Annotated in this window: 19 protein-coding genes; 9 read left to right on the top strand and 10 right to left on the bottom strand. The window is 38.4% G+C overall.

The annotated features are described in order from the left end of the window. Positions 1-404: 404 nt before the first annotated feature. From SAY88_RS03640 to SAY88_RS03615, 6 genes are all read left to right on the top strand, one after another. Positions 405-1007, top strand: coding sequence for a hypothetical protein (locus tag SAY88_RS03640; RefSeq protein WP_250097069.1), 603 nt, complete (start codon positions 405-407; stop codon positions 1005-1007). 246 nt (positions 1008-1253) lie between these two features. Next, positions 1254-1961 (top strand): AzlC family ABC transporter permease, encoded by a 708-nt coding sequence (locus tag SAY88_RS03635; RefSeq protein ID WP_332629372.1) that lies wholly within the window; start codon positions 1254-1256, stop codon positions 1959-1961. Next, complete coding sequence (locus SAY88_RS03630) at positions 1958-2263, top strand: AzlD domain-containing protein (protein WP_332629370.1); 306 nt, start codon at positions 1958-1960, stop codon at positions 2261-2263. The genes SAY88_RS03635 and SAY88_RS03630 overlap by 4 nt, the downstream gene beginning before the upstream one ends. A 171-nt stretch (positions 2264-2434) precedes the next feature. After that, positions 2435-3694 (top strand): hypothetical protein, encoded by a 1260-nt coding sequence (locus tag SAY88_RS03625; protein WP_332629369.1) that lies wholly within the window; start codon positions 2435-2437, stop codon positions 3692-3694. Next, positions 3684-6683, top strand: coding sequence for a DEAD/DEAH box helicase (locus SAY88_RS03620; protein ID WP_332629368.1), 3000 nt, complete (start codon positions 3684-3686; stop codon positions 6681-6683). The genes SAY88_RS03625 and SAY88_RS03620 overlap by 11 nt, the downstream gene beginning before the upstream one ends. A gap of 6 nt (positions 6684-6689) precedes the next feature. Further along, positions 6690-6866: a hypothetical protein gene (locus SAY88_RS03615; protein ID WP_332629366.1), complete on the top strand. Its 177-nt coding sequence runs from the start codon at positions 6690-6692 to the stop codon at positions 6864-6866. A 32-nt stretch (positions 6867-6898) separates the two neighbouring features. On the opposite strand, the gene SAY88_RS03610 is transcribed toward SAY88_RS03615, so the two are convergent. The 5 genes from SAY88_RS03610 to SAY88_RS03590 form a co-directional block, all read right to left on the bottom strand. Further along, the gene (locus SAY88_RS03610; protein ID WP_332629365.1) at positions 6899-7378 is read right to left on the bottom strand and encodes a BsuPI-related putative proteinase inhibitor; all 480 of its coding nucleotides are present in this window, start codon (positions 7376-7378) and stop codon (positions 6899-6901) included. Positions 7379-7392: 14 nt separating this feature from the next. Further along, positions 7393-8226, bottom strand: a complete 834-nt coding sequence (locus tag SAY88_RS03605; protein ID WP_250097062.1) for a YitT family protein — start codon at positions 8224-8226, stop codon at positions 7393-7395. A 3-nt stretch (positions 8227-8229) separates the two neighbouring features. Continuing rightward, the gene (yjfP, locus tag SAY88_RS03600) at positions 8230-9012 is read right to left on the bottom strand and encodes an esterase (protein ID WP_332629363.1); all 783 of its coding nucleotides are present in this window, start codon (positions 9010-9012) and stop codon (positions 8230-8232) included. Positions 9013-9334: 322 nt separating this feature from the next. Continuing rightward, positions 9335-10792: an IS1182 family transposase gene (locus tag SAY88_RS03595; protein ID WP_332629362.1), complete on the bottom strand. Its 1458-nt coding sequence runs from the start codon at positions 10790-10792 to the stop codon at positions 9335-9337. Positions 10793-11392: 600 nt separating this feature from the next. Then, positions 11393-11662 carry a hypothetical protein gene (locus SAY88_RS03590; protein WP_332629361.1) on the bottom strand — a complete coding sequence of 90 codons (270 nt, stop codon included), beginning with the start codon at positions 11660-11662 and terminating at the stop codon, positions 11393-11395. A gap of 126 nt (positions 11663-11788) precedes the next feature. Between SAY88_RS03590 and SAY88_RS03585 the strand changes: the two genes are divergently transcribed. Next, complete coding sequence (locus SAY88_RS03585) at positions 11789-11920, top strand: DUF3941 domain-containing protein (protein ID WP_332629360.1); 132 nt, start codon at positions 11789-11791, stop codon at positions 11918-11920. Positions 11921-12064: 144 nt separating this feature from the next. Here SAY88_RS03585 and SAY88_RS03580 read toward each other — a convergent pair whose 3' ends face one another. Beyond that, positions 12065-12430 carry a rhodanese-like domain-containing protein gene (locus SAY88_RS03580; protein ID WP_332629359.1) on the bottom strand — a complete coding sequence of 122 codons (366 nt, stop codon included), beginning with the start codon at positions 12428-12430 and terminating at the stop codon, positions 12065-12067. Positions 12431-12473: 43 nt separating this feature from the next. Further along, on the bottom strand, positions 12474-13559 hold the full coding sequence (locus SAY88_RS03575; protein ID WP_332629356.1) for an AI-2E family transporter: 1086 nt from the start codon (positions 13557-13559) through the stop codon (positions 12474-12476). A 228-nt stretch (positions 13560-13787) separates the two neighbouring features. On the opposite strand from SAY88_RS03575, the gene SAY88_RS03570 reads away from it, so the two are divergent. Further along, on the top strand, positions 13788-14468 hold the full coding sequence (locus tag SAY88_RS03570) for a GerMN domain-containing protein (RefSeq protein ID WP_332629354.1): 681 nt from the start codon (positions 13788-13790) through the stop codon (positions 14466-14468). Positions 14469-14636: 168 nt separating this feature from the next. Further along, positions 14637-16397 carry a B12-binding domain-containing radical SAM protein gene (locus tag SAY88_RS03565; RefSeq protein ID WP_332629351.1) on the top strand — a complete coding sequence of 587 codons (1761 nt, stop codon included), beginning with the start codon at positions 14637-14639 and terminating at the stop codon, positions 16395-16397. Positions 16398-16531: 134 nt separating this feature from the next. Here SAY88_RS03565 and meaB read toward each other — a convergent pair whose 3' ends face one another. The 3 genes from meaB to SAY88_RS03550 form a co-directional block, all read right to left on the bottom strand. Further along, positions 16532-17536 carry a methylmalonyl Co-A mutase-associated GTPase MeaB gene (gene meaB / locus SAY88_RS03560; protein WP_332629349.1) on the bottom strand — a complete coding sequence of 335 codons (1005 nt, stop codon included), beginning with the start codon at positions 17534-17536 and terminating at the stop codon, positions 16532-16534. Between the two features lie 125 nt (positions 17537-17661). Further along, complete coding sequence (scpA, locus tag SAY88_RS03555; protein ID WP_431308832.1) at positions 17662-19821, bottom strand: methylmalonyl-CoA mutase; 2160 nt, start codon at positions 19819-19821, stop codon at positions 17662-17664. Then, the gene (locus SAY88_RS03550; protein ID WP_332629346.1) at positions 19818-21872 is read right to left on the bottom strand and encodes a methylmalonyl-CoA mutase family protein; all 2055 of its coding nucleotides are present in this window, start codon (positions 21870-21872) and stop codon (positions 19818-19820) included. Before SAY88_RS03550 ends, scpA begins: the two co-directional genes overlap by 4 nt. Positions 21873-21933: the final 61 nt, after the last annotated feature.

Below are 21933 nucleotides of genomic sequence, written 5' to 3'. Positions count from 1 at the left end.
TGGTTTTTCTTGCGATGAGCGGAGCCACCGTTTCTTTTAAGCCCTTTAGGGGTGGGGTTCTCCTAAAGGGCGCACGGCGCGCGGAGCCATTGCACTCTCCCTCGATTCACCACAAAAAGGCGCTCTTCCTTTTTGTGGTTTTTCTTGCGATGAGCGGAGCCACCGTTTCTTTTAAGCCCTTTAGGGGTGGGGTTCTCCTAAAGGGCGCACGGTGAGTGGAGCCATCGCACAAACTTCCTCTAGCCACTCCAAAAGGCGCCCTTCCTTTTTTGAAATCTAAAATAAAATTTCCCGCCCATTTCTCATGAAACTGGGCGTTTTACTTCTTTTTTCTGACTATTCTACATATGATATAGCAACCATAACCTTATCAATGCGAAGCTGTCAAAGGAGTGTGTGTCCATATGATGAGAGATTCGTTTGTTGAAGTGGAGTTTTCCGATGTTTATATCGAACTATCCAAACCAGCACTGCATCAGTTTATCAAAAGAATGATGAGCCAACATTACTCTCTCTTTTGGCGCTATGATGCAAAAACTATTTACCTCATGATTGAACTAGAGGATTCAGTCCACGAACTCCCTTTTATTCGAAATACTGAATTTCTCACCCTTTCAGCTGACAGTCTTCATGTTTATGATGATGTGTTAGCAAGTTCACTTGAAAAACTACTTCAACATGAAAAAGGCAATGGCATTGTCAAACGTTCCACAGAAGGTCCTCTCTATATTACTTCATACCAATCCGGTGATATTGAGTCGATGATCGAAATTGATGGGAGTGAAAAGGTCATGATGAACCGAAATGGATCGATGATTCAGTACAAAGATGATGGGAAATCACTTGAGCCACGTACCATATACAATATGATGAATTTAGAAATTGACTATGTCCTAATGGAACTACATGAAGCTTTGATTGACTCAGACGAATGGCTAATTGATTCTCACAAAAAGAAATTAAAGAAGCTACTGACTAGACGCGAGCAAGTGGAACAGCTACTATAACTAAATATAAGATAGAAATACTTGTTTCGCTGTTCGTTGTACAGCGAAAAATGCAAGCACCCCTGACGTGCTTGCATTTTTTCGGGACTCCCTCCACCTCTCCCCTGCCCAAACCATAAATATTCTTTTTAATTCTTCCACTAAGATAAATGAAATTACTTGTTGATAGACGGACTTTAACATACAATCGTATTGTTAATATTCTCCATTTAAAGGGAAGTTTTTTTATAAGAAAGGGAAGTCGCTATGTCAACAACTGTATTATCCAACCAAAAAACCCCGTTTGCTCGTGGGTTACTAGCTGGTTCTAGTATTGCAATTGGTTATTTACCAGCTGCTTTAACATTCGGTTTGCTGGCCAAAAGTACTGGATTAACATTTTTAGAGACGATGGCCATGAGTTTATTCGTTTATGCGGGTGCCGCTCAATATATGGCCTTAAACTTAATTGCAATTGGTACAGGAGCGTTTGAAATTATCTTTACTACATTTATCGTTAATATTCGTCATCTTCTCATGAGCGCCTCTGTCCGTGAGCGAATTGATGACGATCATCCGATTATCAAAGCTCTTTATTCATTTGGAATTACAGATGAAGTATTTGCAGTTACAACAACTCAAGAAGGCCACGTAAAGACAGGATTTATTATTGGTGTTTCAACAGTAGCTTACATAAGTTGGGTCATAAATTCAGGAATAGGTTACTTTGTCGGTACGATCTTACCACCTACCCTCCAACAAAGCATGGGGATTGCATTATACGCTATGTTTATAGCACTATTAATGCCATCACTAAAAAAGCATCGGAAAGTCGTATTTTTAGCCGTCAGCGCCGCTCTATTCAACAGTATTTTTTCGTTATTTCTCCCTAGTGGCTGGTCTATTATTTTAGCGACATTGCTATCCTCAGCAGGAATTGAATTTTTCTATAGAAATGGTGGTGACAACACATGAGCATGAATATGATGCTTATCATCTCAGGCATGGCCATTGTTACATATATTCCGAGAATGCTTCCTCTTGTATTTTTAGATGTAGAACGAATTCCTTCTTGGGTTCAAGCTATTTTACGGAATGTCCCCTATGCTGCTCTAGGTGCATTAATCTTTCCGGGTATTCTTACGATCAATGAAAACATATGGTACGGGGTTATTGGAGGAATAACTGCGATAATAATTGCCTATTTAGGTGCGAATCTTATAATAGTAGTGTTAAGCAGTATTGTTGCCCTTATGCTTTTGTCATTCATTATTTAACACATTTCATAGGCTTTCACAAAAGGTCAAACAACGGACCTTTTGTGAAAGCCTTTTTTATTGAATTCTGAAAAAGGAAATTCCTCTCTAATTTGTGTGTTCGCTTTTCTTCTCTACCTGAAAAAGATACAATGAAAGAATGGAATTTTCGAAATAGAGGTGAGACTTTTTATGAATAGCTCGCTTTTTCAAGAAGAGTCAGAGTTATATCAAGAAGTGGAACAAGATATTAGCCATACATACCATTTATTGACATCCTCAAGATATGTCAATAACCGTAACCTGGAATTAGTCTGTTCTGATGCCAAAACACGAGTAAATAAATTACGCAAAGATGATCCATTATCATACCTGCTTGTATATATGAATGGGGTTTATACATTATCTCTAAAAGCCAATAATCTTCATGAGTACGAACGTAGATTCAATTATTTTTTCCAATCAATAAGTCATGAAATTACTGAGTATTTGCTTACAATACAATCGAACGTGTACCGGCAGTTTCTCACTAAGTTGTTAGCGCTTGTTATTAAAGATCAACATGATCAATATGCCCCTTGGCCTTCCTTGCTTTTCAAAATCCTACACGAAACTCAGGCAGAGCATATTAATTATATATATGAACACTTGTCAAACGAAGTTGTTGCCGCTTCTTGTTCTCGTAAATTAGCTCATACCTACAGCTATGTAGCTTTACTCGCTGGAAAAGAGATCACTTCACTAACGTTACTTCAAAAAAACGTCGTAGCACTAAGTGAGCAAGATGTGACTTCCCATTTCCAAATACTGAAAGAACGAGGACGCTGGCGGACCATGAAACAATGGTTCCACGCATTGTTCCCTCAAAAGAAAAATGGCCATTATGGTTCGCTACAAAAGTTTGTAGATGAAATGAATTCTGCTTTACCAGTAAGTCCAAAAGAGCAGGAGTTAATTTGGGAAAGGTGGTTACAGTCACCAAATTTTCAAAGGTTTCAAATGTATATTAAACATTTATCAGAACAGCAACAACTTGCTTTAGTCGAACGGTTATTGCCCGAACTTGAAAAACGCCTTCACCAAATAGAAGCAGCAAAAACATATGAGAAGTTACTTCTTAGCTTTGAAAAATATGAATTGGCTGTTAGATACTTATTAAAACATGAGTGTGATCCTCTTAGATTACGTGAAGAAAAGTTAGAACTATTAAAAGCTGTAACGTCTTATGACATGGTACTGGCAAGACCTGTTTATCATCAATTTATTGTTAGGCTAGTCGAAAAGAAATCCCGGGTTTATTATGAGCAAGCTGCTCTATACTTAAAGGATCTTCAAGCATTGTATGTATCCGAACAAGATCAACTATTGTTTATGGAGTATGTAACTAGATTAAAGAAAATGTACCGAACGTACCGAGCGTTCGTTGAGGAGTTGAAGCGAATTGACCTCTAAAATTATTATACACGGTGGATGGCTACATGAATCTTTCTTCATATGGGGAGAGCGCCCACCCACATCTCGCTTTGACCAAATTGTTAATTTTCAATACCCTTTTTTGCATTCACCATTTAAACTCAAGCTTAAATTGTTTCAATTTGATCAATTATCATTTTACGGAACGTTTATTGATACAGAAAAAGCCATCATTGATGTCCCAATTCATAAAAGAGTGTACTCTTCTTTAGCTGGTGAGATGACTGTTTATCAGGCTCAGGAAAATATGAATCAATATTCTTTCCCAATAGAAGGGCTTGTTTTTCCTATAGATACTCTCATCACTTATTTTCCTTTATTTCAAACGTGGAAGGAAGAAGAGGACATCGAGCTAGCACCAGATTTTTTAAAGTGGATAGAGCTTTTTGAAAATGTCCAGGAATTTATAGTTGATGGCGCCTTTTCACCTACTCCATCAGGCCAATGGCAGTTAGAGCAGTTTCCGCACGAAGCATGGCTCGATTATATTCCTTTATCTGGAAGGTCCATTCGGGAAAATACGAGTTATATACAAAATAAATCAACTGGCATTCATGAAGCTTCGCAAATTGAAAATATCGTCACATTACTATCAGATGCCATGATTCGTCTATTACTACAACAGTCTCAAGTTCAGCATGAGTATTTCAATTGGCAAAATTCCTTAAACGAAAAATGGTTTCCACTTATCTCCCAGCTAAAAGAATCTGGTAAGCTCGATACAACCCTTTCAAATGAAGCATTTCAACAGCAAATTGGTTTGCTTCAAGCGAAGCCGTTTATTTCCGGTTTAGCATTGCAAGAACCTGATTCTAAAGATGGTGACTGGAAAGTGTCTCTTTGTATGGTCGACCGAAAGCGGCCTTCACTAATGGTTGAAATGGATCAATTGGAAAGAGGAGAACATCCGTGGCGCGAAAATCCAATTGCCCAACTCAAAGTTGATCTTAAAAAAGCACAAGACATACTTGATGTTTTAAAACCATTACGAATTTCAGCACCTACTTTGTTTCTAGAAGCAGAAGAGGCCTATGATCTATTTACAAGCTCAGATGATGTACTTGAACAAATAGGATTTCATTTGATAGTGCCTCGTTGGATGACAGAAAAGAAGAAACCACGTGTCAAACTAACGATGCAACAACAAGAGAGAAGCAGTGCTTCGAGTGAGCCCCTTCTTGATTGGCAGAGCGTTGCTTCATTCACTTATGATGTTGCTCTTGGAGACCACAAAATTAGTAAAAAGGAATTCGAGGAGTTTGTTGACGGACAACGCCCCTTCCTTTATTCAAATGGAGAATGGATGTCATGGGACCGGTCTTTAGCTGATAAATTATTAGACTATTTAGAAGGAATTCAAAAGGGAGCTTCCTTTTTAGAGGCTTGGCGTCTTGACCAACTTGATGACGAGGCAGAAATGGATTCAGATATTGATTGGGATGTTTCTTGGGGAAAAGAATTAACGCAGTCTATTAAAGAACTCTATACGTCTTCCCCTTCTTTAATAAACGTTCCTAGTGAATTACATGGAGAGCTTAGACCTTATCAACATGAGGGAGTCTCTTGGCTTGCTCACTTAAGAAGAACTGGGTTTGGCGGTTGCTTAGCTGATGATATGGGACTTGGGAAATCAATACAAACGATCGCATATATTCTCTATGTTCTTAAAGCTCAGCAAGATGCCGGGAAATCAAGTACGCCTTTTTTACTCATTTGTCCAACCTCTCTACTTTACAATTGGGTTCTTGAATGTGAGCAATTTGCTCCATCTCTACGGGTGTTTGTTCACCATGGGCCTACACGACTAGATGAGAAAGAGTTACAATCGTCGCACTGGGATATCATTATTACGTCCTATCAATTGGTCGTTAGAGACACTGAACTCTTTCAACAATACATGTGGAATGGGCTTATTCTAGATGAAGCACAACATATTAAAAATGTCGAAACAAAACAGCGACGAGTAATAAAAAGGCTTCAAGCCGTACATCGAATTGCATTAACCGGAACACCTATTGAAAACCGTTTAAGAGAACTTTGGTCATTACTTGATGTTTTAAACCCATCTTATTTAGGGTCATATCAGGATTTTCAGGCCAATTTTATGAGGCCAATCGAACGAGATCAGGATGAACGTCAGCTACGGAAGCTGCAGAAATTAATTCATCCACTCATTTTAAGACGAAAAAAGTCAGATCAATCTTTGCAACTCGGGCTCCCAAAAAAAGAGGAAAAAATTCATCATGTTCATTTATCAATAGAACAGGCAGCACTGTATCAAGCTGTTGTCGACGACATCGTGACAAAGCTAGCTGAGGTAACAGCATTCGAAAGACGTGCGCTCATTCTAAGAAGCCTTACTAAATTAAAACAGATTTGCAACCACCCTGCCCATTTCTTGAAAGAGCGTTCGATTAACGAACATGAATCAGGAAAGTGGGATGAGTTCTTAAAGCTGATTGAACGTCTTTCTGCAAACAAGGAAAAGGTCCTGATATTTTCTCAATACAAGGAAATGGGAGCGCTGTTAGCCAATGCTCTTGAAGAACGTTATAATCAAATGGTTCCCTTTTTGCATGGAAGCTTGACGAGAACTAAGCGCCAAGAAGCAATAGAAGCTTTTCAAACGAATGACAATATCAACTTTTTTGTACTCTCATTAAAAGCAGGAGGCGTTGGATTAAATTTAACCGCTGCGACAAACGTAATTCATTACGACCGTTGGTGGAACCCTGCAGTTGAAAACCAAGCAACCGACCGCGCTTATCGAATTGGGCAAACGAAGGATGTAACTGTTCATAAACTTGTGACCACAGGTACTCTTGAGGAGCGAATAGATCGAATGCTGTTGCAAAAACAAGAATTAGCCGATCAAATTTTAGCAGCTGGAGAACAACGTGTAACTGAATTATCTAATGAAGAAATCATTGAACTTATTCAACTTACTATTCCAGTGCGAAAGGAGTAAGCTGAAATGAAAGTACAAAATAAATCAACGTCATCCTATTGGTATGGAAGTGATATCAACGTTAACCTAACTAAACGACCTTCCGTTGCTATATCAAAAAACGAAGAATATAAAGCCTTAAAAAGAGCAATCCAAGAAGAAGCAAGAAAGAAATGGGGCAGACACGACACCCCATCTAAATAAAGAAAAGCTGGCTTAGCAGCCAGCTTCTTTATTTATTTAATTTCGATATCAACTTGTTTCTGAAACGTCCCATCCTCTGACCATGCTTTACCATCTATAGCTGCTAGAATGAGTTGCGCTTTTAATGTATACACACCCTCAGGAATGTCCTCAACGTTAATTCTTTCTTCAAATTCTTTTGATTCACCAGGTTCAAACGTCTCATGTATAAGAGCCATCGTAAACATTTTTCCTTCTGAATAACGATATACTTCCGTACCAGCTTCATCAAGTAAAACAAGTTCATATTTTTGGCCAGAAGAAAAATCAATCGCAGATGCTTCTTCCTGGTTATTTGTAACAGCAAGTTTTACTAGTAACTTATTGTCCGTTTGATCTGTCTCAACTGTAAAGATCCAATTTGAATCTACCAATTTCTCATCTCCTTCACCATTTGAAAGAGGTGCATTCGCCCCTTGTCCACAAGCACTAAGCAACATAAGTACCGACAAAAGCCATATCCATTTTTTCATTTATTTCACCTCTTTTATTCTTTTCGAAAGAAACCAAAAATCCCCGCAGTTTCGACTATGTTCGTAAAAGCATGAGGATCTACTTCTTGTATCACTTTCTTCAATTCATATAATTCATAGCGAGTAATAACAATCATTAATATCTCTTTATCTTCATACGTGTAGCCGCCTTTTGCTGGAATGCGCGTAATGCCCCGAGTTACTCGTTCATGAATAGCCTCTCTTAAAACTTCGGCTTGTTTTGTGACAATCATTGCAGTTAATTTCACATGACGAGTATAGATGGCATCAATGACTCGTGAGGAGACATACAAGGCAACTAGTGTATACAGAGCTTGTTCTGGATCAAATAGCAATCCGGCAGTAATGACGATAATACTATTTAAAATAAGAAAGTAGACGCCAACAGGACGGTCACTCACTCTTGATAATATTAACGCAATAATATCAAGTCCGCCAGAGGAAGCGCCCCATTTCAAAGTTATACCAGCTCCAAATGCCAATATTACTCCACCAAATACAGCATTTAGCAAAATATCTGGTGAAAATGCCCAAACAGGCAAAACTTCTAGGAAAAAGGTCGTTAGCACAACATTGACAAAACTGTAAATGGTAAAGCTTTTTCCAATCTTCAACCATCCTAAAATCGCAACAGGGATATTCAGGATAAAGAGCATAATCCCAGTTGAAAGTGGAATAACTGTAGCAAGCAATTGAGCTACCCCAGTAAACCCGCTTGCAAATACATTAGCTGGTATTAAAAAGAAGTTTAACCCTGCAGCCAAAAACAAGGCCCCAACTACAATAACAACAATCTTTTGAATTTCTTGTAGTGTTCTTGATTTCATTTATTAGGAAGACACCTTTGTTTGTAAATGCTGATTAAACCAATCAACCGATCTCAATACAGCTCTTCTCGACACTTTATGGCCAATTTTTTCTTCCGCTAACAGCTGAAGTTTGTCTGGGGTGTCTTCGTAATTAGCTAAAAGCTCATCATATAGCTTTTCGGATAGTGTATAAGGGACGACTTGATCGTCTTTCCCATGCCAAATAAACAATGGTCTACCTTCAAGTTTATCTAACTGCGTAGATAAATCAAACGGTTTTATCTTCCTTAAAACTTCTTCTTTCATTTTCTGTTCAATCATTAGACCGCGATTCTCAGCCGTCTTAATTAATCCATGAGCAAAAGCTTCATAATAGGCTGTCCCCATAAATGAAACAGCAGTTTTAATCCAAGGGTATTGAGTCAATGCCCCAAACATAGTAATTGCTCCCATAGACGTACCTATTACGCCGATTCTGTCTCCCTTTATTGTTCCACTTTCTTCTAATTCTTTTTTCATGAATCCTAACTCGTGAATAGATGTTAAAATAATCTCCCAAAAAGCTAAGTCTCGTTCGACCTTTGATTCTGCTTCACTACGTTCCCCGTGATACAATGCATCCGGTAATATAACTCTAAAACCCTTTTCAGCTAGTAAATAGGCTACATGTAAGTTATGTTCTTTTGCACTTGTAAATCCGTGAAAGAAAAAGATAGTTGGAACTTCTGGCTGTAAACGTTCTGATTCTTTCACTACATGTAACGATGGAACTTGTGCAATGGTTTCATTTTTTATTGTAATCATCTATTTCCCCATCCTTTTTCAAACAATTTATCTATTTATAGCATGTCCAATTTTTGTTAATTCACTTTACCAAAAACTAAGACATCATACAACTGATTAATCTCTCTATATTTATTTAGGCTCTTTTCGTAAAGATTGTTGCTGTGAAGAAATGTGTTGTTTTCTCGTAGTGAAATGGAGCGGAAGTCACTCGACTCCTGCGGGATGAAGAGGGAGGCCACTGAAAAACTTCCGTTTTTCGTGCTAATGAGAATTTGAATTAAAAAAACAGGCAATTTCCCTCCGTTATTGGATGAGAAATTGCCTTTTCCTTTTCTATTTATTACTCTTTCTCGTTTAAAAGCTTTAGTATTCTCTTGAGATTCACCGCAAATATCGTGGTAGCTGCTTGAATTTGCATACCAAACAGACCCGAGGATGATGCAATTTTTAACCCGTGTCGATGTTTTAACTCGCTATTTTTTGCTTCTATTTTATAACGTGACTTCGCCATTTGTTTAAACTCTTCTGTTTGTTGAAAGGCTTCTTGATCAGAATGTTCCTCTGATTTAATGGTCACATAATATGACTTTGTTTTTGCGCCTTTTTTATAACACCCTTCTTGAAATGGACAGATTTTGCATTTCTCAACATCAAATAGGTATCGAATTCGAGGATTAGTATCTTTCCCTTTTCGTTGATCATATTTTTTGTGAGTTGCCATATGTCCAGCTTTACAAACATACATACCGGCATCTTTATTGAATTCGAATTCATCATTTTTCCGTGTTCCGTGTGTAACGATAGGATGTAGTTTGGACACAAGATTCATGTTATTTGTTTTCGCAAATTGAATGTTATCTTTTTCAGAGTAGGCTGTATCTCCAATGAGTGTATCAATTTCCAAGCCAGTTTCTTGGCTTTTTTGAACTAATTCCTGTAGGTATTTCCCATCGCTTTTTTCCCCAGAAGTGACCATTGCTGCTGTAATAATTCGTTCTTCCGTCATAGCGAGGTGTGTCTTGAATCCAAAGAAAGAAGAGTCCTCTGCTTTGTGTCCAAGCCGTGCATCTGGGTCATTTGAATAACTGAGATGCTCTGTATAATCTTCTACTACTTCTTTTAACACATTTACTTTCTCTTTAATCGCTGGAATCTGAGCGATTTGCGGTTCTTTTTCCACAACAGAGATGACTTGGCGACAATACTCCAATTCATCCGCAACATCATTAGATGTTGTTTTAGCTGGAAACTTCTCCTTCATGGACTCATTAATCTGATAGACAGCTTTTCGAACATTTTTTGATTTTTCTTGTAAAAATTCCTGTGGGGATATTTGATTATAACGAGCTTTTGTATGTGTGGCATCCACGATGATGCTTTTACTCTTTATAATCTCCTTTTCTAAGGCAATCTCGACTGATTTTCGAATGAGCATATCTAATAAAGCCTCGTCTTTAAGGCGAAGCCTTCTGAATTTGGTTAGCGAACTTGGATCAATAACCGATTCTTCAGGTGCCATATTGAGAAAATATTTAAATGACATATCGTACTTAGAACGTTCAACTAAATCAACATCCGATAAATCATAAATCACTTTTAGTAATAGATATTTGAACATACGAACAGGCGGAATTGCATTCCGACCATTATCAAGGCAATAATTTGATTTTAACTCGTTTAGTATGAATGAAAAATCAACAAGTTCATTGATCTGACGAAGCATATTATCTTTAGGGACAACTAGTTCATAAATTCCCATATATGGACTGAGTGTTATTGTTTCTTCATTTGATATCATTAGATTCACCTACATCTATGTAATACCTAAATTATAAAATAAAATGACAGTGAAATGTTTGATGAAAATTAAACTTCAGACTGTAGACAAAGGCCTTTGAGTTTCATTTCTCAAAGGCCTTTTTACGCTATTTCTCCTATTTCTTTTGATCGTTGAAGAGTAGGGAATTTCTATCTTTCCGCTCAACAAAGCGGACGGGATGGGAGGGCCGACTCCTGCAGGAGGGAAGGGCAGGTTGAAATCCACCGGCGCAGCCGGTTAGTTCAACGCCCGCCTGCGGAAAGCGTGCCCCCCATCCCGGGAACGAGGTCGAAGCTCCTTTTCAAGTCCGAAATAAACGAGCACTTTTTCAGTGGCCTCATGAAGAGGTAGGGTCGAGACCCCACAGGCGCAGCCGAGGAGGCTCGACACCTCCTTGCGGGTGCGAGTGCTGGAGCGCAATGGAACGAACAATGTGGAGAACGCGTACCCTATAAAAACAACAAAGATGCGAAAACAGCCTTTTTTAAGAACAAATTTTTCTTACAAAAAAAGCCTGCTATGAACGTTCTCTCATAACAGGCTAAGCGTCATTTTCACCTTTGTTACAGAAGCTTTCTATTAGCTGTGGCTCTTCTGCTGCTTTTGATTGTAATGCTGTATACTTGTTAAGGCTCCTTCATCAACCATTTTATTATCTTCATAATCATACGGATGTGAATGTCCTATTTTCACTTGAGATTCTAAGTCTTTTTTACTTTTTCTTCCCGTTACTTTTTCATACATGCTGTGAGAGGCTTGAGTAATTTTGGCCCGTATGTCTCTTTTTCTGAGTAAAATTGTCGTTGCGCAAGCTGCCGTTGCGACTGCAATAATTGACTTCTTTGCCATTGTTATCTCCACCTTTTTTGTATGTTATAGAACTTTACCCGAAGTATTAATAACTAAACCTCGTTCATAACCGTCTTTCTTTTCGGACAATCTAAAGAAGAACAATGATGAAAGAGGTGAAGCTTCGTGTCTCGTACCGGTGACAATAATAAAAAGAAAAAAGATAACAATGCATTAAATCGTCAAAAAAATGAGCAAGCCCATGCAAACGCCGAACGTGGCAAGCATTCTTATTCCAAAACAACGGATCATCTGTAGGAATCAAAATTCTGCCATGGGGTGTCTCAAAAGGTCTGTTTTTTACCTTTTGAGACACCCCCAATGTAGAGGGCAAAAAAAGACCGCCTTTTACAGAGGGAAAAAACCTTTGTTAGCCCCCTCCATCGTCAGCGATCTTTTGACTTACTTCAATTCTTTTACATCTTTTACAATCCATTCTGAGCCGGACTTAACTTCGCCATCCCAAGCTAACATTCCACCAAAATAATTTTGTACGTTGGTAAATCCCTGATTTTGAAGATACAAAGCCACATTTTGACTACGATTTCCACTTCTGCAAACAAATAAATACGATTGCTCCTTATCTAATTGATCCATTACCATTGGAATGGTCTGCATTGGAATTAATGGCAAGCCAGGTATATGAGCTTCTTCATATTCTTCCACTTCACGAACATCAATAATAATCGGATCCTTCGAATTGCTTTTTATTAATTCTTTTAATTCTTCTACTTCAACTTGTTTAATTCCATCTTGTTCAAATGCCATAAAATCACCTCATACATTTTTCTTTACATTATCATAATTCAGTTTAGTCAATAGTGGTATTTCTTAATAACCACAATCGATAAATGTGTAACACTAATACTTTACAAACAGCATAAGTTGGTACAGCAATTAATAGTCCTATTAACCCAGCAAACCTTCCAGCAACTAGGAGCAAAAAGATAATCGTCAAAGGGTGTATTTGAAGCTTCCTTCCCATAACCTGAGGAGAGATTAAATTGCTCTCAATTTGCTGAACAATGACAACGACTCCAATCACTAACAGTGCCATCAGTGGAGAGTGCAAAAGTCCAACTACAACGGCCGGAATCGTTCCAATCCACGGGCCGATAAAAGGAATGACATTCGTAAACATGGCAACTAAAGCCAATACGAGCGGATAATCTAACCCAATAATTAAAAAAGCAATGTAAGCTAGGATACCAACACAAATACTCACAATGATTTGTCCTTGAATATAGGAACTCAAAGCAACATCCATTGCTCTAAGCACTTCTCGGCCTTCATTTTGTCTTTTTTCTGGCAGCAATTTAAGGAGTTGATTCGGTGCCTTCTCTCCCTCTTTTAACATATAAAACAACACAAATGGAATAATAACAATAATAAGCAATGCATTTGCTATAAACCCAATAAATGTTGCAATGTTATGACCTAAATTCGAAACGAAGTTATTTAAGTAATTTGCAAATTCCATCGTAATTTCTTCTAAAGAGAAATTTTCTCCCTCCTGAAATCTTGACACATATTCATTTGCTTGAAGATTAATAAACATATCACGAATTTCATTAATGAAAATAGGCATATTTCTAGTAAAGCTATGAAATTGCTTTTGTAATTCAGGGCCAATAAGTAACACTAACGCTGTTATTAGGCCAACCGCCCCAAGATAAAGAATCAAAATGGCGATCGCTCTTGGCAATTTCTTTGCTAATAAGTTTACAAAAGGACGCAGCAAATAATAAAGAACTCCGGCGAGAATAATTGGAGCAAACAATGTTTGAACTAAAACAACGATCGGACGGAACACCCAGTCAATTAAGGTGCCTAAATAAATGATAATAAATATAAGCGCGATTCCATACCCAATACGGAAAGCTTTCGTTTGTGGCATCAGCAAAATTCCTTCCTCATTAATCTTCCAATTATTGTACCATTTTTTTCTTCAATCTTCATTTCAAGCACTTTTTAAAAAGGTAAATCAAACTTTTCCTAGAATATACCTACTTCTCTAGCCTATTTTACCTATGTCGAAAATAGTCATTGAATTTCAACATGAATGATGTAGAATTTAATTGATAGAATTTTGATCGTGTTTTTACGAGAACAAGGAGGAATGAATATGAAAAAGAATTGGATGTTTCTTATACTACTAGGGTTATTCATCCTTATTCTTAGTGCATGTGGACAAGGTGCAGCTGGCAACGAAGAACTTCAAACCACTGATGGAATTGAAGCAGAAGAAAGCACTGATTTGGTAGAAGAAGATACTACCATTGAAGACAAGCAAGAAGAAGTGGAAACGGAAGAGCCGGCTGAATCCATTGAACCAGAAGAAGAAGAAGTAACAGCTTCTGAAGATGAAGAAGTCATTGAGGAAACGAAAGTTACTCCAATTGAGCTAGTTTTTTCTGATGACCAAGTAATGGACATGTATAGAGTCGAACGTCAATTAGAAGTAAGTGATGAAGAGCTTTTTAAAGCTACACTTGAAGCTTGGGTAGCTGGGCCAACAGAAGAAGGACTTGCCTCTCTTCTCCCAGAGGGAGTGGAAGTACTATCTGTTGAAGAAATTGAAGGAGTTGCTCATGCTTCTTTTTCTGAAGAATTACTACAAGCTAATGTAGGTTCTGGTACAGAGTATATGCTACTACAGCAAATTGCTCTAGCAATGAAACAGTTTGGCTTTAATGAGACACAAATTCTTGTCGATGGAGAAATCCATCCAGAATTGTTCGGTCACATTGATACGAGTGTACCAATTGTAGCAGAAAGCCTAGAAGACTACGAAAAATTAAATTAATCGCCAACAAGAATCACTCAGCGCTCGCTACATTGATTCAGGGGTACCCTAAAAGGTCAAAAATCTTCTAGGGTACCTTTTTTGTGCAAATTTTCCCTAATTTAAGTTCAACTGTGAATTGTGGTATGATACAGTACGTAATGAAAGTAGAGAATTGAGGGGTACAAAATGAAAACCGTCGTCACGACGTTGAATGCAAAATATATTCATACATGCTTAGCCTTACGTTGTCTAAAAGCGTATGCAGAACCTGATTTCCCAATAGAAATGGTCGAGTATACAATTAAAGACCCAGTCATGAACATCGTTTCTGACCTTTATGACCGAAAGCCAGATGTGATCGGATTCAGTTGCTACATTTGGAACATTGAAGAAACGATAAAAGTAATTAATATGTTAAAAAAAGTGATGCCAGAGACTAAAATTGTCCTTGGTGGCCCTGAAGTTTCTTACGATACAAAAGCGTGGTTAGAAACTCTTGAAAATATCGACTTTGTCGTTATTGGAGAAGGCGAGGAAACATTCAAACACTTGCTAGAAGAAATAAGCAGTACCCAAAAATACCATATGGTGTTTGGCCTTGCCTATCGTAAAGACTCAGAGGTTATCATTACAGCACCAAGACCAAAATTAAAACTCGATGACATACCAACACCTTATCGGTTTGAGGAAGATTTAGACGGCTTAACAAAGCGAGTCACTTATTTTGAAACGAGTCGCGGCTGCCCTTACAGTTGTCAATTTTGCCTATCTTCAATAGAAGTAGGTGTACGGTATGTAGACATTGAGAGAGTTAAGTCGGACCTTCTCTTTCTAATAGAAAGTGGTGCAAAACTTATTAAATTTGTTGACCGCACCTTTAATATTAAAAGAGATTATGCACTTGAGATTTTCCGTTTCTTAATTGAAAATCACCAAGGCTGTGTGTTTCAATTCGAAATTACAGCAGACATTATGCGACCAGAGGTCCTCTCTTACTTAAATGAGCATGCGCCACCAGGGATTTTCCGCTTTGAAATTGGCGTCCAATCAACGAATGATGCTACGAACGAACTTGTTATGCGCCGACAAAATTTTGAGAAATTAAAACGAACGGTGACTATGGTAAAAGAAGGCGGAAAGATTGATCAACACCTCGATCTAATTGCTGGTTTACCAGAAGAGGATTATCAATCTTTCAGGAACACGTTTAACGACGTATTTGCGATGCGCCCAGAAGAATTGCAGCTAGGGTTCTTAAAGATGCTTCGTGGAACAGGACTCAGGCTTCGTGCTGATCAACATGATTATGTATATATGGATCATTCTCCATATGAAATATTACAAAATAACGTCTTAACCTTTGACGAAATTATTCGTATAAAGCGAGTGGAAGATGTGCTTGAAAAATATTGGAATGATCACCGAATGGATCTTACCGTTGAATATTTAGTCGAACAAGAATTTGAATCTCCGTTTGATTTCTTTCAAGAGTTTGGTGACTATTGGGACAAACGAGGATGGGCACGAATCGGACATCAATTAGAGGACTTATTCAAAAGACTAGACCAGTTTTTGAACGCCCGTAAAACAAAAACAAAGGTAATGATAATACGCTCTTTTATGATGGTCGACTATTTTGAAAACCATAAGCATAAACCTCGTAAAACATGGTGGGACTTTTCGCTAACAAAACAAGAGCAATCTCACTATTTAAAGGTTTTGGCTGAGAACCCATTGTTAGTATCTGAAGATTTCGCTTCTCTCAAACTAACTGAGAAAGAATTACACAAACATACAATGATTGAAGCAATCCCCGTTCATTTTACAAATGGTACTTTTACAGAAAAATCCAGTTTACTGATTGCTTATTTTAATCCGAAAGCGAATCAATCAACGGTATTTACGGTTCCTCTTGAAAAGCTTGCATTAGCCATATCAGGAAAGTAGTACATTACTGGAGGGTCTCAAAGGCCAATAACAGGAGGCCACTGAAAAAGGTCGATTTTTACCTTTTTCAGTGGCTTCAATAACATACTTTTGAGACCCTCCCTTTTATGTTTATCAGCAATTAATTTATGTTCTCAAGAACCCTTTACTTTATTCAATAACTCGACAGCTGCTTTTGTCGGGCTAATCTGACCTCCTACAACTGCCTGTGTTAACAATGGTAACTCACTCTTCACCTTATCGTTTTCATAAAAATTTCTAAGAAGCTGTTCCTCTAACAAAGAATAAAACCAATTTGTTGCTTGTGCTTTTCTTCGTGCGTCAAATTGATTTGATTCCTTCATAAACTGAATAAACACTTGAACCGTATTCCAACATTCTTCAATGCCTTTACCTGTTAGTGAAGAAACCGTTTGGACTTTTGGTTCCCATCCTTCTGTCATTTCAGGTAACATATGAAGAATCCTGCTTAATTCTATTTTTGCTTGCTCCGCTTTTTCCAAATTGCTTCCGTCTGCCTTGTTAATGAGCAATAAATCTATTAATTCCATCAGGCCTTTTTTCATCCCTTGTAACTCATCACCAGCACCAGTTAGCATTAAAACTAAGAAACAATCAACCATTGAGCGGACGGACACTTCACTCTGACCAACCCCGACTGTTTCAACGATAATAATATCGTATCCAGCTGCTTCACATAGGAGTAGTGTCTCCCTTGTTTTTCTAGCTACTCCCCCTAATGTCCCTCCAGCAGGCGACGGACGGACAAAGGCGTTAGGATGTTTGGATAAACGCTCCATTCTTGTCTTATCTCCAAGTATACTCCCTCGAGATACCGAACTTGAAGGATCAACAGCTAATACAGCCACACGATGCCCCTTTTCACAAAGTATCATTCCCATGGCCTCAATAAAAGTCGATTTTCCAGCACCTGGAACACCTGTTACCCCTAGTCTTATCGAATTACCTGTTTCAGGGATAAGGTCTGTAAGAACATCTTGCGCAAGAGAAAAGTGCCTTTTGGCATTGCTTTCTATAAGGGTAATAGCTCTAGCTAAAATCGCTCGATTATTTCTTTTAACTCCTTCAATATACTCTTCTTTTGAAAGGGCACCACGCCTTTTATATTGCTGATCCATAAATCCTCCTCTCTACAATACAAAGGAGGTGTCCTTAGAAGCCACTACTTCGTTTGGACACCTTTATAAATTTTCCTTTCTATACTGGGGTTATTCCAACCAAACCTTTTGGGATAACCCTCTAGCTAGTTGTCTTCCTCATACCCCAACCGCCTGTTTAATTCAGTCATAATTTGTTTAGCAGCTACAGGAATGACAGTCCCTGGTCCAAAAATGGCAGCTGCTCCCTTGTCTTTTAAAAATTGATAGTCTTGAGCTGGTATTACACCACCAATAATGACAAGAATGTCTTCTCTCCCTAACTTCCAAAGCTCCTCTACTACTTGAGGAAGTAATGTTTTGTGTCCGGCAGCTAATGAGCTTACACCAATAATATGAACATCATTTTCGACTGCTTGCATCGCTGCTTCTTCTGGTGTTTGGAATAACGGTCCAATATCAACATCAAATCCCATATCAGCAAAAGCAGTTGAGATCACTTTTGCGCCACGATCATGCCCATCTTGCCCCATTTTTGCAATCATAATTCGCGGACGTCTTCCTTCTTCTTTAGCGAACTGATCAGTTACTTGACGGATTTCTTTCATCACTTCTTTCTCCCCAAACTCTGCACGATATACTCCGCTTATAGATCTAATTACTGCTTTATGTCGACCAACAACCTTTTCATACGCCAATGATATTTCACCGAGGCTTGCTCTTGCTCTTGCGGCTGCAATTGCGAATTCTAATAGATTCCCCTCTCCGCTTTCTGCCACTTTCGTTAAAGCATCAAGTGCTTGATTTACCTTATCTTCATTACGCTCTTTTCGTAACTTTTCTAATCGCTTTAATTGTGCATGACGAACAGCTGAATTATCAATATCTAATATGTCAAGATCCTCTTCTTGCTCAAGTCGGTATTTGTTTACACCGATAATTGTTTCTTTATTTGAATCTATTTGAGCTTGCCTTCTAGCAGCAGCTTCTTCTATGCGCATTTTTGGAAGTCCTGTCTCAATGGCTTTAGCCATTCCCCCAAGTTGTTCCACTTCCTCAATGTGAGACCACGCTTTTTTCATCAATTCAGCTGTTAATGACTCGACATAATAAGATCCTCCCCATGGATCTAATACATTTGTAATCCCTGTTTCAGTTTGTAAGTATAGTTGCGTATTCCGAGCAATTCTGGCAGAAAAATCAGTAGGTAAGGCAATTGCCTCATCCAATGCATTAGTATGCAGTGATTGCGTATGACCTAGGACAGCAGCCATTGCCTCAATACATGTTCGGATGACATTGTTATACGGGTCTTGTTCGGTCAAACTCCACCCAGACGTTTGTGAATGGGTTCTTAAGGCCAGAGATTTTTCATTTTTCGGTTCAAATGGTTTCATCAGTTTCGCCCACATCAGTCTGGCCGCTCTCATTTTCGCAACTTCCATAAAGTGATTCATGCCAATTGCCCAAAAGAATGACAGTCTCGGTGCGAATTGGTCAATAGCAAGACCAGCATTCATACCCGTTCGAACATACTCTAAGCCATCAGCAAGTGTATAGGCAAGTTCAATGTCCGCTGACGCTCCTGCCTCCTGCATATGGTAGCCTGAAATACTGATGCTATTAAACTTAGGCATATGTTTTGATGTATATTCAAAAATATCAGCAATTACTTTCATAGATGCCTCAGGTGGATAGATATACGTGTTTCGTACCATGTATTCTTTTAAAATATCATTTTGTATCGTCCCAGTTAACCTTTCCGGAGGCACACCCTGTTCCTCGGCTGCGACAATGTAAAACGCCATAATTGGCAATACAGCTCCATTCATCGTCATAGATACAGACATTTGATCAAGCGGAATACCATCAAATAAAATATTCATATCTAAAATGGAGTCAACAGCAACTCCCGCTTTTCCCACATCTCCAACAACACGTGGATGGTCTGAGTCGTATCCTCGGTGAGTAGCTAGATCAAATGCAATCGATAGCCCTTTTTGACCTGCTGCTAAATTTCTTCGATAAAAGGCGTTGCTTTCTTCTGCAGTAGAGAATCCTGCATATTGCCTGACTGTCCAAGGCCGAGTTTTGTACATTGCTGGGTACGGACCACGAAAGAAAGGTGCTATGCCTGAGACATAGTTTAAGTGTCTCATTTCCTTTATGTCTTCTTTCGTATATACAGATTTAATGGGTATTTGTTCTGCTGTTTGAAACATTGTCACATCCGTTAATTCCACATTCTTTTTATTTTTTATAAAAGATGGAAAAGGCATCTTATGAAAAGCTGGTTTCTTTATCATAGCTTGCTTCCCCCGATCTTTTCCTGTAAGTCAAATAAAAAATGGTAAGCATTCGTTTTGGCATGGATAGCTCCAGCCATACCTGCATCCATTAATTGTTTCATAAACGGTTCCTTTTGACGTCCAGCTATATATACCGTCTTAGTTTCTTGTGTAAGACCTTTAACAATTGACAGTGCTACATTCTCATAACTTTCATCACTCCCACATAAAACGACAAGTTTGTGTTGTTTTGCTAATTTGATTGCTTCTTCACTAGTTTCCATCGGATTAGAAACCTCAACTTGAAACCCACCGCATTGAAACAGCTCTTCAATAAAGTCAACTCTTGTTTTATGAGAGGCAATACTACCTAACCGAACAATATAGACAACTGGAATCTCTCCAATAGTTTCTTTGATTTGATTACTACGTGTGCGAAGTAGTTCGTACGGCTCTGCTAAACGTCGTTGTAAAATACGTTCAACTTCTACTGGTTGGCAAGGAGTTTTTAATTGGTGATGTATTTGGTGAAAGGGGATATTTTGTTGAACCAACTTTTCTACTTCGGCTATTGTCTTTGGTTTTTCTTGAATCATTTGTTTGTCTTTTTCGTTTAATGCATCGAAATACGCCTTCCGTTCTGCTTTTTTCGATCTTTGTTTTGGAGGTTTTTTTTCGCTACCTTTAACATATTGATTAACACCAACAATCGTTTGTCTTCTATCTTTCACGCTTTCCACTTGCTTTTCCCAACATATGTCGATCTTTGTTTGAACAAGACCGTTTTTTAATGACGCAAACATTCCCCCTTCCCTTTCTAACTCCTGAAAAATACCCCATGCTTTTTTTGCTATTTTTTCAGTTAAATGCTCTACAAACCAAGATCCACCTGCAGGATCTATTGTTGCTCCAATATATGCTTCATCTCGCAAAATCAACGAAGTGTTTCTAGCAATGCGGCTCGAGAATTCGGTTGGTTCTTGTACAAGCTCATCAATTGGGCTAACTGAAACGCTATTTACTCCAGCAACTGCTGCTGCAAAAGATTCACTAGTCCCTCGGAGTACATTCACATACATATCTTCCTTTGTTTTGGTAAATGAAGATGTGCGTGCATGAATCACCATTTTCTGTCCAGTTTCTTCTGCTCCAAATTCAGCCATTATCACCGCCCACAGTGCACGAGCAGCACGAACTTTTGCTATTTCACTAAAAAAATCTTTCCCAATTGAAAATGAAAACGTAATTGATTGTCCAGCCTCAGTTGCGGAAACTCCACGCTTCATTAAAGCTTCGATATATTCCACGCCCATCGATAACGTACTAGCTAATTCTAAAGCAGGGCTAGCTCCTCCATTATGAAAAACGTGACTTTGAGCGAGAACCGTACGTAAATCAGGGTGATTAGCTATTGCCCATTTAACCGCCCATGCCATCAAATCATAACTACGTTCTAATGGGTAATACATCCTACCTTCCTTCGCTAATTGATGAAGGGGATCAGAGGCGATCGTGCCTGTTAATCGATTGGTAACATGATTGATGGCAGCTAATAATGGAACACTAACAACCCCTGCATCAATATGAAACGGAAATTCGGAAAAGTCGATACCCTGAAAGGCTTTCTTTACATCATTTAAATCATATAGAGGAACAGTAGAGAATGGCTCTTCCAGGTTCGACTTCCCTCCATTTTTCATTTCATTTGAAATAAGAATATGAGCTACATTTTGCCCTTTAGTAAAATCTTGTTTTATTCGCTCATGCAATAATGCAGGAGTAGCTGCACCTAATTCTTGACTAATAGCCATTCGTTTTGGTTCTATAGTTATGCCTCTTACATAAGGGAACACTCCAGGTTGATTAACGAAAGTCTTGCAAGCTTCAAGATCTTTTAATTGATACATAGGTTGAAGGACAATATCATCAAGTAGCTTTGTAAGGAGCGTGTCTTCAAACGATTTCCCTTTTAAAGATTTTTCTGCAACTTTACGCCATTGTTCATACGTAGGAATTGGAAATTCATTAAATGTCATATCCATCATATTCGGCTGCCACTTTGGCTTCACCGTTCACTCCCTTCCTGACAATTAAGGCGTTAATATAGAAGCTACTGAAAAAGTCGTTCTT

The sequence above is a fragment of the Halalkalibacter flavus genome (assembly GCF_036663575.1).
Classification (GTDB): domain Bacteria; phylum Bacillota; class Bacilli; order Bacillales; family Bacillaceae_D; genus Halalkalibacter; species Halalkalibacter flavus.
Note: the sequence above shows the minus strand (reverse complement) of the source record. Positions and strands in the feature narration are given on the sequence as shown.